Below are 17,893 nucleotides of genomic sequence, written 5' to 3' on the forward strand. Positions count from 1 at the left end.
GTGTTTTAAACTACCGAATGAGAAATGATTAAGTGAAGGATGTTTCAAAGGTTAAGCAAATAGGTGCAATAGCTATTATTGCAGGTACAGCCGTAGGGGCAGGAATGTTAGGGATTCCTTTTGCAGTAGCTGCTGTTGGATTTAATTATGCGGTAGCTGCCTTATTTCTTGTTTGGATAATAATGTATGCGACAGCTTTGTTGATTATAGAGGCAAATGTTTCTCAGCCTTTAGGTACAGATATGGATTCCATAGCTCATAATATTCTTGGTAAGTCAGGAAGAGTATTGAATTTATTATTTTACTTGCTTTTATTATATTCACTATTAACGGCCTATATCTTTATGGGAGGTCAGTTATTCCAAACATATATATTTGGCTGGTGTGGTATAGAAAGTAATAGTGTTGCTAAACTTTTATTTTGTTTGGTTTTTGGTTACTTTATTTATAAAGGTATAAAAGTAGTTTTTAGTGTAAATGAGCTTTTTTTGAGTTTAAAAATTTTGGCTTTTATATTGTTTATAGTTTTTGTTGCACCTCAAATTCAATCCTCATTGTTAGAGAGCCAAGCGTTAGGCGTTGAATATGTTTGGTTTGCTATTCCTATACTAGTTACATCTTTTGGGTTTCACATTGTTATTCCATCGATTAGAAACTATTTTGAAAATGATGAGGTTTTTAAAAGGACGGTTGCTATTGGAGCTTTAACACCACTATTAGTTTATCTGATTTGGGTTGTGGCTACACTTGGTACTGTTGGTATTTATGGGGATAATGGCTTTATAAACCTTAATGCTACAGGTAAAACACTTGCTGAGGCATATACAGGGTTAGGTCAGCATGGTCCTCTTATGTTTATAAGATTATTTGAGAATTTTGCAATCATTACTTCATTTTTAGGTGTGGCATTAGCACTATTTTCTTTTAATAGAGATTTATATGGTTTAGATATAACTAAAAAGTCTAAGAAATTACTAGCTCTTACTATAACCTTGCTACCTCCTCTTGTATTTGCTATATATTTTGTTGATAGTTTTATAGCTGCTTTAGGGTACGCTAGTATTTTTGTCGCTATGCTTTTGGTTGTACAACCGGCTATGATGGTTTGGGTAATTAGAACTCAGCAAGCAAAAAATAATTTGTTAAGTAAACTGTATTTATCTTTGATATTATTTAGTGGTGTAGGTATTATTGGATTGCAATTATTAGTAGCCTTTGATAGATTACCTCATATATAGTTCATTAATCTTTAAATCTTTTATTTATTTCTATGAAAAAGCCTAATTTTGATGTAAAAAAACGACCGTATACAAATAATAAATTTGTAAATAATAGACCTAAGCCAATTCCTGTTGTGGAAACTTTTAGTGTAGATAAACTTGAACAATTCTCTGATGAAATGATTGAGCTTTTTAAGCTTATCCAAGCTGTTAGATATGATAGGATTAGACTGCAAGAAGAGTATAACGAGAGTCGTCTTAAATTAAGTAATGATAGAATGAATTTAGAGTCAGAAGTTATTAAATTAAAAAAGCAATATAATGCTAAGATAAGTTCTTTGCAGGAAGAGTATAATTCTGTAAAATCTAATAATAGTATTGAATTGGCTAAAGTTAGAGAAGGCTAAATATACAAAGTTAGTCGGACAGTCGCGCTTATTATAAGTGAGGAAAGTCCGGGCTTTATAGAGCAAGATGCCAGATAACATCTGGGGGGCGTGAGCCTACGGAAAGTGCAACAGAAAATATACCGCCTTTTTAAAAGGTAAGGGTGAAAAGGTGTGGTAAGAGCGCACCGCATTGGTGGTAACACGCAATGGCATTGTAAACCCCATCTAAAGCAAGACCAAATAGCGTCACGTATATGTGCTGCTCGCACTGTGACAGGGTAGGTCGCTTGAGCTTGCTGGTGACAGTAAGCCTAGATAAATGACTGTCTATTACAGAACCCGGCTTATAGACTAGCTTTGTATTTTTTTAAAAAAGTAGGTATTTATGCAAGTTATTGACTCTAAGCTTTTAGATAGTGATGGTCAAATAAAAGATGGCCTTTTAATTTCAGAATTAAAGAGTTTTTATACGGGTGAAAAATTTGAGCTTATAGCTTCAGCTTTAGAAATGTTGAAAAACAAAAGTGCCGAATCAGTTCGCCATCCTACTGGGATTAGTTCTTTTTTATATGCTATTGAGATGGCGTATGTACTTTTTAAGATCAAAGCTGATGAAGAATCAGTATCTGCGGGTATACTTTATGAACTATATAACTTTGGAGATATTTCTGATGAGGAAATAGAACAGGCTACGAATCAGACTGTTTTAAAGATCTTACAAGGTACCCGAAAGATGTCCGCAATTAGAATGTATCGCTCTGACACAATTTCTACTGAGCAAATTGATACATTTAGAAAGATGTTATTAACTATTATTGAAGATGTCAGAATCGTTCTTGTAAAAATAGTTGATAAATTATGTACAGTTCGTCATTTAAAGTCTCTGAATGAAAATACACAACAAATTATTGCCAGAGAAACACTCGATATATATGCACCATTAGCAAATAGGCTTGGCCTAGGTACTATAAAGTGGGAACTTGAGGATAGAGCATTTTTCTTTCTTGATCAAGCACAGTATAAAAAGATTGCAAAGAGTTTGGGAGTAACGCGTAAACAAAGAGAGAGCTTTCTCCATGATGTTATGGAGCAGCTTAAACAAACTCTTAAAAAATATGATTTGCATGCTGGGATTCAGGGACGAGTTAAGCATATATATAGTATCTATAAGAAGTTTAAAAATAAAGGTTATCAAAGCTTAGATGATCTGTATGATATTACAGCAGTTAGAGTTATAACTAATAATATTGATGAATGTTATAAAGTCCTAGCAGAGGTAAATAATCTTTATTCTCCAATTCCAGAAGAGTTTAGTGATTATATAGCCAACCCTAAACCAAATGGTTATAAATCTATACATACAGTTGTAAAAGTTGGTGAGCAAAATATAGAAATTCAAATTAGAACTCATCAAATGCATGAAGAATCAGAACTTGGTTTTGCAGCTCATTGGCGTTATAAAGAAGGAGTTAAATTCGACGCTTCTTATGAGGCAAGGGTTGCTTGGCTTAGATCTCTTCTTGAATGGGAAAGAGAGATTAATGATGATGGCGGAGAAATTACAAAAGAACTTAATAAGAGACTGTATGTATTTACTCCTGCGAATGAGCTAATTGATTTGGCAGAAGGCTCTACAGTTCTAGATTTTGCTTACTCTGTACATACTATGGTTGGTCATCGAACAAAAGGTGCTAAGTTAAATGGTAAAATAGTTCCTTTAACAACTAAGTTAGCAACAGGCGATAAAGTCGAAGTTCTAACTCATAAAGAGCCGAATCCTAGTAAAGATTGGGCATCAGAAAGTTTGGGTTATCTGTCTTCATCTCGTAATCGATCAAGAGTAATTAGGTGGTTTAATGAGCAAAATAAAGAAGATAATATAGCTTTAGGTAAAGACCGATTATCAAAAGCTCTTAAGGGTTATGATCTTAAAGAAATAGATTTTGCAGAGGTTGCATCTAAGTTTAACCTTAAAGATTCAGATAGTCTTTTTGCAACTATTGAGAATGGTACAGTAAGACTTAATAGTGTTGTTAATCATATCATTGATATTTATTCAGCAGAAGAAAAGCTAGTAAAGAAGCAAGTTAGAACGGCTGGAAGTAAATCAAAAACGACAAAAGTCTTAGTGTCAGGATTTGATGGCATGAAATATGAAATGGCTAAATGTTGCCAGCCCACTTATCCAGATCAAATTCAAGGTTACATGAGCGTATCTAAAGGAGTTGTTATACACACAACAACTTGTCCAAATCTTGGTCATTTGAAGGAAAATCATCCTGAGAAATTTATAGAAGTAAATTGGGATTCTGAGGAATAGAAAACGGTTTAACCCTTTCTATAATTACCTGTATTTTTTGATTGCTGTAGCCAGCCATTTTTTATATAAAAAGTTATTTGATTTGAAGATTTGATTTCTCCGCCGTCTGCAGTGTGACCTCCTATGCTAAGTTTGTTTTCACCAGGTGTTGGTCTAGCAATTGTCCAATTAGTACCATCGTAAGTTGCTGGTACAGTAGAGCCATTTATTATGAATGTAGGATTATCATCTTTAGGTATAGTAGGGCTCGTTGTAATAGGGATGCCATCTTCTTTAGTAAAAATATTGGCATCATTTGCAGGGCTTGTTATTTGTACTTCTAGATTTGTTTGTTGACCTTCTTCTAGCACTTCTTTATTTTTATCAGCAAGTTGAGAATTTGCTAGCTTTTCAACATCTGATTGTCCTATTTGAACTGGAGAACCATCTTCTGGTTTTTTAGGCGCTTTGGTATCAACAACTGTAGGTTTACCAACTTCTAGAGTTTTATACTCAACATCATGAGTGGGTTTTTCTTCAGAGAAAACAACGCTGCCGTTTTCAGAGCGCCATGAATAGACTTGTGTTTCAGCGGCTTCAGCTATAGAGCTGGCCGCAAAGAAACAAAGTAGAGTGCTTAAAAAGGTTTTATTGATTTTTGACATTTATACTTAGTTTTACAATAGCCATAATAACTCAAGTATATATAAAATTGTCTTTAATCAAAAGAGTAGTTGAGTGTTATCTACCTAAAACTTGTCTTCTGTTAAACTCTGATTCATTAGAAACTATGGTTTTATGATCATGAGTTCTTCCTCTGACTGTTATGCTTACAGGACCAGGATTTGGTCGGTTAACTTTCCAAACCCCATTTTCAAAGTGAGCAGGGTGAGGAATCCCATTCATAATGAATATTGGATGATCTTCAGCTGTTAAGGCTGGTCTTAAGATAATTGTTAGTTTTTCATTATGAATAAATCTATTTTCTCCTGGTGCTGGAGATATGATTTCAACTCTTTGTATTCCTCTGTTTACTTCTTGCTGCTGATTTGGTTGATTTTCTGATTGTGAATTATCAGGGATATAAATATTATTTTGCTTAAGAGAAGCAAGTTGTTGCTCTACAGGAGATTTCTGATGTACTTGATTATTGTGATGAACACCGATTCTCTCATATTCTTCATCAAACATAGGTGTACTTTGTGAAAAAACTACAGTTCCATTGCCAGACCTCCATGTATACACATTATCACTTTCATCAGCATAGCAAAAGCTGCTAAACATAGTTATTAGAGTTAGTATTGTAATGTTTTTGAAATATTTCATAGTAGTTAAAAATTAAAGTCTTTATATTCATAATTATATATGCTTTTATATTAAAAACATTAGTCAGACTTTTAAATATAGGATTTTCTATGATTACTCTAAATTATGTTATCTATGACACAATAGCAAATGGATGCTTACTTGCATTTGCTATTTTAATTTTTAAGAATATTCGTTTTGCATGGTTTTTGATTTTAGCAAGTTTAGCTATTAAAGTTTTTATTTATGGTAAGTATGGAATGTTTAGCTCTTCTATTTATTTATCAGCACAAATTTTAACATCTATAATTGCTACTGTTGTATGGCTTAAAGAACCTTGTTATACAGCACCAACAAAACAAAAAAAGTTACAATCAATAATTTCATCATTAGTTGTGTTAGTTATATGGGTTGGATTAATGTATAAATATGTAAATCCAGCAATAATTGATTATGAGGTATTATTTGGATTTGATTATTTATGTTACATGTTGGTTGTAGTTGGAGCAGTATTTTTATGCTTTAGACTAGCTATAGGTTTATTATTTATTTCAGTGGAATTTATTAGTTATGCTGTGAATTATGCAAATTCTGCTATGGTCGTCGAGAATGCTCCTCAGTATATTAAAGATTTCGCTCCTTATTATTGGGTTTCAGCAGTATTATTATTTATTGCAGGAGTCCTCCTGGTCGCATCATATACAAGTGCAAAAAGAAATGTTTAAATTATAACTTCAGTTATAAGCTATAGATATCAAATCTATTGGTCTTACCTTTAAGTTGTGAAGAAGGTTTTTTATCACATAAAAACTCAGAATTTATTGGTCTTTTAACTACAGCTTTTTTTGTCTTTTGTGATTTTATAATATTTGCTAATAAATTAGCATTCGATGTTTCATTATTAAAAGCTATCTCATGTAAAACTTGCATCCCTTGTTTTACTTTTGCGCTTTTCCTACGTGGTGGAAACATTGGATCAATATAGATACAATCAAAAATTTGCGTAGTCTTTGAAATATACTCATTACTATCTGCATTTAGTAAAGTGATTCTATTTGCTATATCAACTAGACTGTGTAGTTGCTTAGCTCTGTATAAAGCATCTTTAAGCAATAAGTAAATGTATGGATCTTTTTCTATAGATATTATGTGATGACCTCTAGCAGCTAATGTAAAGCTATCTCTGCCTAAACCAGCAGTAGTATCAAGTATTTGCAGTTTTTCCTTAGAACGTCCCTCAACAGCTTGGACTACACTACATTTTTTAGTTTTAGGATCTATGCGCTTTAGGATATCATTGTCATTAAAATCTATGAATAATGTTTTATCATTATGAAATAGTTTCAAAGAATCATTATCAAAAAAGAGATATTTGTCATCACTAGAAAGCTTATAGTCAATAGTTTGTTCTATAAGGTTTTGAATATAGTCATGGGTGCGCTCATTAGCAATTTTTATTTTCATTATTTTTTTTTCGCTCTTGGGTGCGCTTTATCAAAAACACTTGCTAGTTGTTGGAAATTAAGATGAGTATAAATCTGAGTACTAGATATATCTGCATGACCAAGTAAATCTTTCACAGCTAGTAGGTCTCTAGATGAATCTAATACATGACTTGCAAACGAGTGGCGTAACATATGTGGGTGTATATGGCGAGAGGCGTACTTTTGGGCAAATATTTCCAAACGTTTTTGAATAGATCTATTTGTTAGATGTGCTCCATCTCTTGATATAAAAAGATAATCTGACTGTGGATTCAATGTATCTCTGATTTTTAGCCATCTGTCTAAATTATTAAGTGTTTTAGAACCAAAGTATGCTATTCGTTCTTTATTTCCTTTACCTAATACACGGACACTTTTCTGTGATAGATTGATATCTTTAAGCTGAATAGATGAAAGCTCACCAAGTCTGATTCCACAACTATATAGCAAATCAAAACTAGCAATATCTCTAGCTTCCATATCAGTTGTAGGTTCTATTTCTAATAGATGAGCAAGCTCATCAATATTGACTGCTTTAGGGAGGCGTTTGCTACTTTTAGGGGCTTTAATATTAAGAGCAGGGTTTTCAGAGGCTACTTCACTATTTATCAGAAAGTTAAAAAAGCTACGAATGGAGCTAAGTTTACGTTGGAGTGTTTTAGGTGAATTACCCTGAGCATGGAGTTTTTTTATCCATATTAAAATATCTTTATGATTAAGAGTTGTTATATCTTTTTTTTCTAAAGATTCATTTAGTTGTTGTAAGTCTCTTCTATAATTATTTATAGTTTCTTGTGAATAATTTTTAAGATAGAGTAAGTTCTCAAGGAAATGGTCTATATGGTCATAATTAGTCATAGATTTAAGTTAAGCTACAACACATAGTATGACTATTACACCAGAAATTAGAGAAATAAGCCATAGAGTTTTATAAGTTGAAACTTTATAATTAAAAGTTTCTCCTTGCTTGTTCATCTTGTAAGCCATTAGAGCTGGCATTATCATAAGTAAGACCGCAATTGATAAGCCAACACATGTCATAGCATAAATGAATATATTTGGGTCTAGCTGATTTATTATTAAAGGTATTGCAAAAGTTAAAACAGCAGCGATCGTATACCCTATAACTTTTCTAGATTTATATAATTTATACGTATCTAGATTGAAATGAAATAGGGATAAATTCACACTTAAGAATGATGTCATAATAGCAACATATGTGAATATATGTAGAACCGCATCAGTAGTAGGAGTTCTTACTTTATCACCAAGTGCTGTAAGAATATTACCTATATTTGCTTTATCTACTGGAATATGATTGAAAATTGAGTCCATAAAACTTACTGGGCCATGAAGAGGCAGTACTCCTAAAATAGTGGCAACCCAAATAATGTAAAGGATAAGAGGAATAATGCTTCCTATTATAATTACTCGTTTTAAATCTTTAGAATCTTTTTTAAGGTAGTCAGAAAGTGCTGGTACAATAATATGTGATGTAAAAGAAGTCGTAAAAACAGGTATAGCAATAACTAATGATATACCTAGGTCAACAGGAGCAACTAATAAATTTTTAGCTTCAATATACTGGTTAAAAACTACACAAAGTATTACTAATACTAAGATCTTAAGTATAATGAAGAATCTATTTGCGTAATCAACGAACCTTGTGCCAAGAACAACGATGCTTCCAAAAATTATAACAAAAACTAAGGAAGATATTTTCTCATCAATATTAGGAAAAGATGTTGAAAGTGAAGATGCGGCAGCAGATATATATGCTGTACTTATGAAATACATTAGTACAAGAAAAGCAATGCTAGCAACTATACCACCAGCTTTACCGAGATATTTCTCTGCGATAGTTTTAAAACTACTACCATAAGGCATGGAACATGAAATATCAGAGATAACGACAGCTGTATAGGTCATGATGCTCCAAACGACAAATACGAGTATCGAGCCTATGACAAAACCAAGTTTCGCTGTAATTATTGGTAAAGCTAATATGCCGCCACCTATCATCGTGCCGACAATGATCATTATAGATCCAAAGATCTTGATTAAACTGTTTTGTGAATTATTCATAGGCTACTTCTTATTTTTTAATGTGCCGGTTGTTGTGATTGCTGAGATTTTTTTTGCATGTATATGGCATCAAAGTTGATTGGTGCTAAATTTAATGGTAAGAATCCTCCTTTGATGATAGAAGAATCAATGACTCTTTTTGCGTATGGGAAAAGAGTATTCGCACAATATGTATTTAGTACTGATTCTATTTGATCTTCTGACATACCTGTTATTGTAAAGATGCCAGATTGAGTAACTTCTACTATATAAACATTTGCTTCGTTATTTTTTGTAGTTACTGTTACAGTTAGGTCAAGTTCAAAATTTTCTTCATTAAGTTTTTTAGTATTTATGTCAATGTTAAAATCTGAGCTTGGGTTCCACTGGTCTTTAAAACAAGCTGGAGAGTTGATTGTTTCTAGTGAAACATCTTTTGTGTAAACTTTTTGAATTAAGAAAGAAGGTTGATTTTCTGTGTTTTGCATAGTTTTTCCTGGGGATTTATAATCATATTTTAAAAATTATAGCAAATCATAAAATGTTTATGTAACTATTAATTGTGATTTCTAGTTAAAAAATAAAAATATTTCTGTTATTATCTTTTATTGATTAAATAATTTTGAAGTTTAAGAAGGTTTTAAAAGAATATGAAATTAAAAATTTTGTTTAGTGTTTCTTTGGCTGGTGCATTGCTTAGTTCATGCATCAATGAAATAGATGATAATAAATCTACAGAAAGCTTTAATGGTGATTATGCTGCTGATGGCTATGTAGTTGGTACATTTCCTGCGCCATCAGGCATTAACTTTAAGATAACTAATACCTCTGCAAGTTGGTCTTGCCCAGCAGGATGGGTTATTCCAAAAGCATTAGAATCTATTCCTTACGGCTCCTCTGTTTCTATCACAAATGTATCATCATCATCTCAAGAAGCTTTACAATCAGATTTATCACCAGGTAGTTTAGTTAGTTATGATTTTGAAGGTTCTAGGCCTAGTGGTTCTGGTTTTGGGTTGGGTAATAACTCTACTTATATGTCAGCTATATGTGTTAAAAATCCAAGTATATCTGTTTGGCAAGTATCTTAATTACTACTTTTTAGACTAGAAAGAATATTTAAAGCTTCAAGTGGTGTTATGCTATTAACATCGATGCTATCTAACTTTTCTTGTAAAGGACTTTTTTGTTGTGCTATTTCTAGTTCTAGAGAATCTTGGAACTGGTTAGAATCTATCACTGATTGTCTATTTTCAAGCTTGTGTAGATTTTTCTTTGCGGAGTTTAATACATCTTTAGGTATGCCAGCAAGATTTGCCACTTGTATACCGTAAGATTTCTTAGCAGCACCATCTATAGCTTTGTGCATAAAGTAGATATTGTCTTTATACTCTTTAGCTTCAAAATGGATGTTTTTGATATTTTGATATTTATTCACTAATTCTGTAAGCTCAAAATAATGTGTAGCAAAGAGAGTGAATGAGCCAATTTTTGCAAATTTCTCAGCACATGCTTCAGCAAGTGATAATCCATCGAATGTGCTTGTACCACGACCAATTTCATCCATTATTACTAGAGATTTATTTGTAGCATTATTTAATATATAAGCGGTTTCAGTCATCTCAACCATAAATGTAGATCTGCCACTAGAAATATCATCAGATGCTCCAATTCTTGTGTATATTGTATCTATATCACAAATATTTGCGAAACTAGCTGGCACAAAAGAGCCTAAGTGAGCTAGAAATATCAGCTGAGCAACTTGGCGCATATATGTAGATTTACCACCCATATTTGGACCTGTGATAATTTCAAGAGTATGAGCATCTTTGCAAAGGTTTGTGTTGTTGGGTATAAATGGTTCATCAATATTTTGCTCAATTGCAAGATGACGAACTTCTTTAAGATCAAGCTTACCGTGATTGTTAAATTCTGGCTGATTTAGACTTAGTTTAATTGCCCGCTCTGCAAAATTTGCTAAAACATCAATTTGAGCAATATTCTCAGCAGTTTGTTGAATTTGGTTATAATATTCTAAAACTTTCTTTAGTAGTGAGTCATATATTAGCTTTTCGCGAGCTAGAGCTTTTTCTTTTGATGAAAGAATTTTATCTTCAAACTCTTTAAGTTCTTCTGTGATATATCGCTCACTTCCTTTGAGTGTTTGACGGCGAATATATTCAACAGGAGCTTTATCAGAATGCTGTTTTGACATTTCGATATAGTAGCCATGAACACGGTTATAGCCAACCTTAAGTGTGCTGACTCCAGTTTTTTGTTTTTGTAATTCTTCAAATTTTAATAAGAAGTCAAAAGAATTATCCTTGATACCCTTTAGCTCATCAAGTTCTTTATCAAAGCCTTCTTTTATTACACCACCATCACGAATTGTTACAGGAGGATTTTCAACTATAGCTTTTTCTAGAAGATTGACTAGTTCATCAAGCTGATGAATACCTTCGTTAAGAGCATTTAGTTCATTGGTGTTTTTTTCTGTTAAAAGATTTTTGATCTTTGGTAGCTGTTCAAGTGAGCTTTGAAGAGAAACCAAATCTTTGGGCTTAACCGTGCCAAGAGCAACTCTTGAGATAATTCTCTCAATATCACTTATATAACTTAGTGTTTCCTGTAACTTTAAGAAATGATGATTTTCCTTGAGTGAATTTATGACGCTATGGCGAGTTGATATTTTTGTTAAATCCTTAGTTGGGTTTTTAAAATATCTTTTCAGTAAGCGGTTACCAAGACTAGTTTTACATTTATCAATGATATTAAGTAGACTACTTTTTGAGTTATTATCTAATTCAAGATTTATACGACTATTAACATCAATATTAAGTATTTGTTCATCCTCATCAAAGCTAACATCTGTAATATGTCTAGGAGTATCTTTTAAAGTGCTTTCAAGATATGCAAGTATAGAACCAATGGTGATTAGCTGTTCAGTTTTATTTTGTTGCAGAATATTTGTAGCTAGACTTATATCAAGAGCATTTGAGATATGCTTTTTAGCTTCAAAGCTACTAAAATACCACTCTTCTAAAATTTTTATAGGCTTCTGGGAAATGTTTTTTTCAGCAAGATCTCTAGAGTTTGTAATAATTTCTTTGGGAGAAAGCTTTAAAACTTCATTTTTTAGCTCTGCTATGTTTTTAATGGTTTTTAGCAGATATATTTTACCTTGTGTGTAACTTGTATATGCAAGATGATACTTAGAGTTTTTCTCAAAAATACTTAGTAAAAGACTATCTTCATTAGTGTTTAAAAAAGCTTCTTCTGAAACTGTAGCAGGAGTGATAATTCTTGTAACTTGTCGCTCAACAGGCCCTTTAGAAGTTGCAGGATCTCCAGTTTGTTCACATATAGCTATTGATAGACCTCGTTTGACTATTTTAGCTATATAGCTTTCAGCAGCATGATAAGGTACACCTGCCATAGGGATTGGATCACCATTTGATTTGCCACGCGCAGTAAGTGTTATATCTAGTAAATCAGCGGCTTTTTTAGCGTCATCAAAGAATAGCTCATAAAAATCACCCATACGGTAAAACAATAATATATCTTGGTATTGAGCTTTGATTTTTAGATATTGTTGTATCATAGGGGTGTGATGAGAAGTATCTTGCATTTGCTTTTTGAATCTTAATCTTTATACGAATGATTATAGTATAAATACTGTATATAACAAACTTTCAAAATCACACACTGTTATCTTTTTTATTTTACTAAAATACTTTAGAATACTATGTAGCTATTTTTATGATTAATTTGTATTTGAAAGGAGAAAAATAGATGAACTACTTGGACTTTGAGTCAAAGATAAAAGAAATAGAAGATAAAATTACGTCTCTATCACATGTTTTTGAAGATGAAAAAACAGAAAAAGAAATTCAAAAATTAAATAAAAAAAGACTTGAGTTAATGGAGTCTACGTATTCAAAACTTACAGATTGGCAAGTGGTACAATTATCTCGTCATCCTAACAGACCATATTTTAAAGATTTATTACCATTGATATTTACAGATTTCCAAGAGCTACATGGGGATAGGACTTTTGGCGATGATCTAGCTGTAATCGGTGGCATGGCAAAGATAAATAACAAGCCAGTAATGGTTATTGGTCAAGAGAAAGGTCGTGATACTAAAAGTAAAATCAAACATAACTTTGGTATGATGCACCCAGAAGGTTATCGTAAGGCACTAAGACTTATGAAGCTTGCTGAGAAGTTTGATATGCCTATTGTTACTTTTATTGATACTCCTGGTGCTTACCCAGGTATCAAAGCAGAAGAGCGTGGTCAAAGTGAAGCAATAGCTAGAAACTTATTTGAAATGAGTGCGTTGAAAGTGCCTGTAGTTTGTACTGTAATTGGTGAAGGCTGCTCTGGTGGTGCATTAGGTATTGGTGTTGGAGATAAGCTATTGATGCTTCAGTATAGCTATTTTGCAACAATATCTCCTGAAGGTTGTGCTTCAATCTTACATAAGACAGCAGAAAAAGCCTCTGAAGTAACACAAATGATGAATATAACATCTGGTCGTTTAAAAGAGCTTGAAATTGTTGATGATGTAATTGCTGAGCCGTTAGGTGGAGCTCATAGAGACTACGACTCAACAGCTACAAATATTAGAAAAGCTTTAGCAGCAGAAATAAAAGAGTTATTAGCAATGTCTGTAGAAGAAAGAAACTCAAAAAGATACGATAAAATAATGTCTTTCGGTAAATTTAAGGAAGCATAAGAAATCTAAACTTAATATGTATTTATGCCTTTACGAAAAATAAAATCACAAGCAGGTTTTGGTATTGTTGAATCAATGCTTGCTGCGATGATTTTGTTGTTCGTTCTTTCTTCAGGTTTTATCCTTCTCAATAGCGTCCTAGTTAATATCACTTTAGAAAATAAAAAAGATGAAATTGCAAGTATTCTTGATGAAAGGGTTAATATATATCGCTTAACTGGTGCATTTGATAATTCTAAGACTAAAGATGGTATTGAGTTTAAGAAAACAGTAGTCATAACACAAAGTAATGATACCAAACCAGAGGCAGATGAAAAGCCTGTGAATAGATTTAAGCCTTTAAGCGTTTCAGATCTTAAAAAGATGGCTGAAAAAGCTGATAAAAAGGCTAAAAAAGATGCTGAAAATGATGTTGAAATAACTTATAAGGTTGTCAATATCGCAGCTTTTGATAACCAAATGGGAGTGGCAGATAGAGTTAAGATAATAGAAAGAGAGGTTGAGCAAAATGACAGCGAAGAAATATAAAAAATTTGCTGGCTTTACCTTGCCAGAGCTAATGGTTTCAATGGTTATAGCTGCATTAGTGATGGGTATGGCGCTAAATATTTATATAGATATGAAACGTCAATATACAAAACTTAGTGCTAAGCATGAGATAAATACTAACCAGTTAATGATTAAGCAGATTTTTTATAATGCCATTGGACATGCAGGATTTACAACAAAATATGGTGATATCTATCAAGAGCTTGTGGATAACTCCGGGGATAACTTTGGAGATATCTTTGGGAAAATGGGGATTATTACAATAGGTAAAGCGCCTTTGGAGAATATTCAAGGTTTACCAGAAGGTTTGACTTTATCTGTGGAGGCTTGTAAAGAGCGTAAATCTCAGGAGGCTGATCTAAAAAATATGAATATAAATGAGAGTGTTCATTGTGTACAGCCTGATACAGATTTTCTTATGATTCAAAGAAGTAGTATTGATTCAAATCTTAAGACTAATTCATCAAATAATATTTTTAAAGTGAATGAGTTTGAGAAAAGTATCCTTCCAGAGAAAGATATTTCTATGAATGATTATCTTGTTCTGTGTAATGCTAATGAATGTCAGTTGAATAAAGTAGGTGCAGTAACAGGAGATTTTGTATCAACAGCAAGGCGTGTTGAAGATAAGTTCAAGGTGGGTGACTATGTTGGTAAATATATGCTTGAGGTTTTTTATATTGCAGCGAACGGTCAAAAAGATAAAGATGGTAACCCTAAATATTCGTTATATGAGTATATAAAGCAAAATTCAGATGACTCCTCTATTTATGAGTTGGTTAGTGATGTTAGTGATATGAAGGTTGAGTATGTTTTAAATTCAGATATCAAGCAAGGTGATCCAAAACTTAAATGGCAGTCTATTGATAAAGACTTTATCAAGGTTCGTAGTGATACTGTTGCAGCCCTTAAAATCTCGTTTAAGGTTTCAGGACAATCCACTAGTAAGATATTTTTAGTAGGTCAGGTCTAAGTATGTATAAAAAAATAGATTCAAAAAAAACAGGATCTGCTTTGTTGATGGCCTTAATATTTGCATTTGTCATAATGGTTATGCTTACGGGGTTATTATATACATTTAAGATGGGTTTGCTTACTACAAAAAGTATTATCAAAAATAGTAATGATAAGGTTCTTGGTGAAACGTATATTTCAAAGGTACAAGATGATATAGATTTTACAAAATCTAGTGAATTTAAAATCGGTGATAGCAAATTCGAGGTAACTGTTGATGATGAAGATATTTCTGAGTTTTTTCCAAAAAATACTAATGCAGAGCTTTTTCAGTCACAGGAGTATAGTAGTTATAATGCAATATATAAAGCATTTAATCTTGGTACAAATGTCAATTTAACAGAGCGTATTATTTATAATGCTCTAACTGCAAATACATATCAAAACTTTGATGGTGATTATACACCAATAAATGTGCCGATGATTAATCCTGATGCTATGACTGATTATCAAGAGAGGATTTATCGCTTAGAAAGTGATGGAACTATGAGTAAGGATGCGCCTAAAGGTTTTATAGGGTTAATACAAAAGCAAAATAAGCAATTAAGTATTTTTACTCAGAAAGCAAAAATAGGTGTGCCGATTCCTGATGCAATGGGAACTGGCTATAAAGTGAAAGTTGGTTGGAATCTGGAAAAAGGTAAATGGAGTATATATCTGCTTTTGTATGATACAGATAAGCTTTTTACAACTAGTTTTCCACTGGAAGATATCTTGGCTGATGATGTTGAAGGCCTTGCTGAGGATAATGAAGCTTTAGGAAATGAGATCGGTAAGTGGCAGGCTGTTGTTAGTGGTGGTGGTCGAGGAATGAGTTCTTCTGGAGAGCAGTTTACCAAGGATGGTATAATTGATGTTGCTTGGTATTTTGAAAACTCTGATGGTCCTCCTCAATTGATGCTTGTTAGAAACAGTAATGAAAATCAAAGTAGTAGCCGTAGTAATAGTGATGCTAAGAAAAAAGGAAGTAAAAGTAAGAAGAAAAAAATAAGTAGGACTGAGCTTGAAGTTTACTATTCAGAATACTCAACTTCAAATAATAACTACGCTCTTAAACTTGCTGAAAAAATGCCATTTAAAACAGAGCTTAGTGAAAGTAGTGTTAAGCTTTTGGTTCCCGATGTCGCAAGTAATTTGGAAGCAAATATGGTGTTGATATTTCACCCAAATAATCAGAGTAAGACAATTATGGGGATCAGTGATTTCAACTATAATGGAGATCATAGAGTTGGTAAAAGTCTAGATACCTATATTGATGGGGAAAGTTTTGGTAAGCCTGTTATAGTTTCTAAATCAAATGACTCTATGTATATTATTACTTATGAGTCTGATAAGTTACATCGTTATGAGTATAAAAAAGGAATGGGGAGTTTTGAGTCTCTTGAGTATGGCTCAAATGGTCTTGAAAAAGAGTTTGAGTTTGAAAAAAGCGATGAAAATGTTGTAGTTGGGTTACCAGATTCTCAACAAGATGACGAAAGTGAAGATGATGACGGTATTCAATTAGTTGTACCTAAGTTTGGTTATTTATTTGTTTTTACCTCAGATAAGGTTATGCAACTAAACTATGAGTTTGATGTACTTCAAGAAGTTGATATAGATGCTACTTCATCTCCACAGATATTGGCTGACTTTGATTCTGTCAAAAATACAATTAACAAAATATACATTCAACCTGAGGCTCTTGATCTAAAAGCTCAAGATATAAAAGATGAGTTAGGTGATGAAGATGAGCCAGAGGATGAAAGTGAAGTTGATGATAAATCAAGCTCATCGTCACAAACAAGAGAAAGACCAAAATCAACAGCTGAAAGAAAAAGAGAAGAATTAGCAAAAAATAATAAAAATGGAGAGGATGAAGAAGAGGATGATGAGCCAGCAGAGCCGGTTTATCTTGATAGTAAATATCTTTATCCATTAGGAGTAGTTAAAAAGGTAATCATATGAATATATTAAAAAATATAAATACTGAGAGAAGAAATCCAAAAAGTTTAAATCTTGATTCAATGGCATTATCAGATGCTATTAGTCTTATGATAGAAGAAGAGTATGGAGTTATCGAAGCATTAAAAGAGCAGCACTCTAACTTGGTAAATGTTATTGAAAAAACATCTGCTGCATTGAAAAATGATGGTAGGATTATTTATGTTGGTGCTGGGACAAGTGGACGTTTAGGAATTCTAGATGCTGTAGAGTGTCCACCGACGTTTAGTGTTGACTATAATACAGTTGTTGGCTTGATAGCTGGTGGTGAAAAAGCATTTATAGAAGCACAAGAGGGCGCTGAAGATGATCCAAACTTTGGTGAAAATGATCTTAAGAAAATAAACTTGACAAGTAAGGATATTGTTGTTGGAATTGCTGCAAGTGGTAGAACACCGTATGTAATAGGTGCTCTTGAATATGCAAACTTTATAGGAGCTGAAACTGTTGCTGTTAGCTGTACAAAACAAGCTAAAATTTCTCAATATGCTAAGTATCATATTGAAGCAGTACCAGGTCCAGAGGTTTTAACAGGTTCAACAAGATTAAAGGCAGGAACAACTCAAAAACTTATCTTAAATATGATCTCTACACTATCTATGGTGTCTGTTGGCAAAGTTTATCAAAATTTGATGGTTGATGTTAAGCCAACTAATGAGAAGCTTGTTGAACGTTCTAAGAATATCATTTGCGAGGCAACAGGGGTTGATTATGAAACAGCTCAAAGGTTCTATACAAAGGCAGCTAAATCTGTAAAAGTAGCTATTGTTATGATCTTAAATGATTGTGATTATGACCAAGCTTTGGCAATATTAAAGAATAATCGTAACTTTATTAAGAGTTAAT

General features: G+C 32.7%; 17 protein-coding genes and 1 other RNA gene. 11 read left to right on the top strand and 7 right to left on the bottom strand.

Features of this window, described 5'->3' with window-relative positions; all coding sequences use genetic code 11:
* Window positions 1–32 precede the first annotated feature (32 nt).
* From QI37_RS08045 to QI37_RS08055, 4 genes are all read left to right on the top strand, one after another.
* Complete coding sequence (locus QI37_RS08045; RefSeq protein WP_040010273.1) at window positions 33–1,238, top strand: amino acid permease; 1,206 nt, start codon at window positions 33–35, stop codon at window positions 1,236–1,238.
* 32 nt (window positions 1,239–1,270) lie between these two features.
* Window positions 1,271–1,627, top strand: coding sequence for a hypothetical protein (locus QI37_RS08050; protein WP_040010274.1), 357 nt, complete (start codon window positions 1,271–1,273; stop codon window positions 1,625–1,627).
* Window positions 1,628–1,633: 6 nt separating this feature from the next.
* An RNA gene (rnpB, locus tag QI37_RS10030) (RNase P RNA component class A) lies at window positions 1,634–1,972 on the top strand.
* A gap of 22 nt (window positions 1,973–1,994) precedes the next feature.
* Window positions 1,995–3,929 carry a RelA/SpoT family protein gene (locus tag QI37_RS08055; RefSeq protein ID WP_040010275.1) on the top strand — a complete coding sequence of 645 codons (1,935 nt, stop codon included), beginning with the start codon at window positions 1,995–1,997 and terminating at the stop codon, window positions 3,927–3,929.
* Between the two features lie 8 nt (window positions 3,930–3,937).
* Here the strand turns inward: QI37_RS08055 and QI37_RS08060 are convergent, their stop codons facing one another.
* Both QI37_RS08060 and QI37_RS08065 read right to left on the bottom strand, forming a co-directional pair.
* Window positions 3,938–4,573 (bottom strand): DUF4124 domain-containing protein, encoded by a 636-nt coding sequence (locus QI37_RS08060; protein WP_040010276.1) that lies wholly within the window; start codon window positions 4,571–4,573, stop codon window positions 3,938–3,940.
* Window positions 4,574–4,649: 76 nt separating this feature from the next.
* The gene (locus QI37_RS08065; protein ID WP_040010278.1) at window positions 4,650–5,234 is read right to left on the bottom strand and encodes a hypothetical protein; all 585 of its coding nucleotides are present in this window, start codon (window positions 5,232–5,234) and stop codon (window positions 4,650–4,652) included.
* Between the two features lie 89 nt (window positions 5,235–5,323).
* On the opposite strand from QI37_RS08065, the gene QI37_RS08070 reads away from it, so the two are divergent.
* Window positions 5,324–5,938 carry a hypothetical protein gene (locus QI37_RS08070; protein WP_040010280.1) on the top strand — a complete coding sequence of 205 codons (615 nt, stop codon included), beginning with the start codon at window positions 5,324–5,326 and terminating at the stop codon, window positions 5,936–5,938.
* Window positions 5,939–5,951: 13 nt separating this feature from the next.
* Here QI37_RS08070 and QI37_RS08075 read toward each other — a convergent pair whose 3' ends face one another.
* The 4 genes from QI37_RS08075 to secB are packed head-to-tail and all read right to left on the bottom strand — an operon-like array spanning window position 5,952 to window position 9,249.
* Window positions 5,952–6,677 carry a class I SAM-dependent methyltransferase gene (locus tag QI37_RS08075; RefSeq protein WP_052399176.1) on the bottom strand — a complete coding sequence of 242 codons (726 nt, stop codon included), beginning with the start codon at window positions 6,675–6,677 and terminating at the stop codon, window positions 5,952–5,954.
* Entirely contained in the window at window positions 6,677–7,555 is an 879-nt protein-coding gene (locus tag QI37_RS08080) for a tyrosine-type recombinase/integrase (RefSeq protein ID WP_040010282.1), read from the bottom strand. The genes QI37_RS08075 and QI37_RS08080 overlap by 1 nt, the downstream gene beginning before the upstream one ends.
* 9 nt (window positions 7,556–7,564) lie before the next feature.
* The gene (locus QI37_RS08085) at window positions 7,565–8,782 is read right to left on the bottom strand and encodes an amino acid permease (protein WP_040010284.1); all 1,218 of its coding nucleotides are present in this window, start codon (window positions 8,780–8,782) and stop codon (window positions 7,565–7,567) included.
* A gap of 17 nt (window positions 8,783–8,799) precedes the next feature.
* Window positions 8,800–9,249, bottom strand: a complete 450-nt coding sequence (gene secB, locus QI37_RS08090; RefSeq protein WP_040010285.1) for a protein-export chaperone SecB — start codon at window positions 9,247–9,249, stop codon at window positions 8,800–8,802.
* Between the two features lie 162 nt (window positions 9,250–9,411).
* Here secB and QI37_RS08095 point away from each other — a divergent pair, with 162 nt between their 5' ends.
* The gene (locus QI37_RS08095; protein ID WP_040010286.1) at window positions 9,412–9,852 is read left to right on the top strand and encodes a hypothetical protein; all 441 of its coding nucleotides are present in this window, start codon (window positions 9,412–9,414) and stop codon (window positions 9,850–9,852) included.
* Here QI37_RS08095 and mutS read toward each other — a convergent pair.
* Entirely contained in the window at window positions 9,849–12,389 is a 2,541-nt protein-coding gene (mutS, locus tag QI37_RS08100) for a DNA mismatch repair protein MutS (RefSeq protein ID WP_040010287.1), read from the bottom strand. The two genes, QI37_RS08095 and mutS, sit on opposite strands and share 4 nt — an antisense overlap.
* Window positions 12,390–12,553: 164 nt before the next feature.
* Between mutS and QI37_RS08105 the strand changes: the two genes are divergently transcribed.
* From QI37_RS08105 to murQ, 5 genes are read left to right on the top strand one after another with little or no spacing between them, the layout of a single operon-like run.
* Complete coding sequence (locus QI37_RS08105; RefSeq protein ID WP_040010288.1) at window positions 12,554–13,501, top strand: acetyl-CoA carboxylase carboxyltransferase subunit alpha; 948 nt, start codon at window positions 12,554–12,556, stop codon at window positions 13,499–13,501.
* Between the two features lie 24 nt (window positions 13,502–13,525).
* Window positions 13,526–14,029, top strand: a complete 504-nt coding sequence (locus QI37_RS08110) for a hypothetical protein (protein ID WP_040010290.1) — start codon at window positions 13,526–13,528, stop codon at window positions 14,027–14,029.
* Window positions 14,010–15,023, top strand: coding sequence for a PilW family protein (locus QI37_RS08115; protein WP_040010291.1), 1,014 nt, complete (start codon window positions 14,010–14,012; stop codon window positions 15,021–15,023). Before QI37_RS08110 ends, QI37_RS08115 begins: the two co-directional genes overlap by 20 nt.
* A 2-nt stretch (window positions 15,024–15,025) precedes the next feature.
* Entirely contained in the window at window positions 15,026–17,011 is a 1,986-nt protein-coding gene (locus tag QI37_RS08120; protein ID WP_040010292.1) for a hypothetical protein, read from the top strand.
* Entirely contained in the window at window positions 17,008–17,892 is an 885-nt protein-coding gene (gene murQ / locus QI37_RS08125; protein ID WP_040010294.1) for an N-acetylmuramic acid 6-phosphate etherase, read from the top strand. The genes QI37_RS08120 and murQ overlap by 4 nt, the downstream gene beginning before the upstream one ends.
* Window position 17,893 lies beyond the last annotated feature (1 nt).

The sequence above is a fragment of the Candidatus Francisella endociliophora genome (assembly GCF_000764555.1).
Lineage (GTDB): Bacteria > Pseudomonadota > Gammaproteobacteria > Francisellales > Francisellaceae > Francisella > Francisella endociliophora.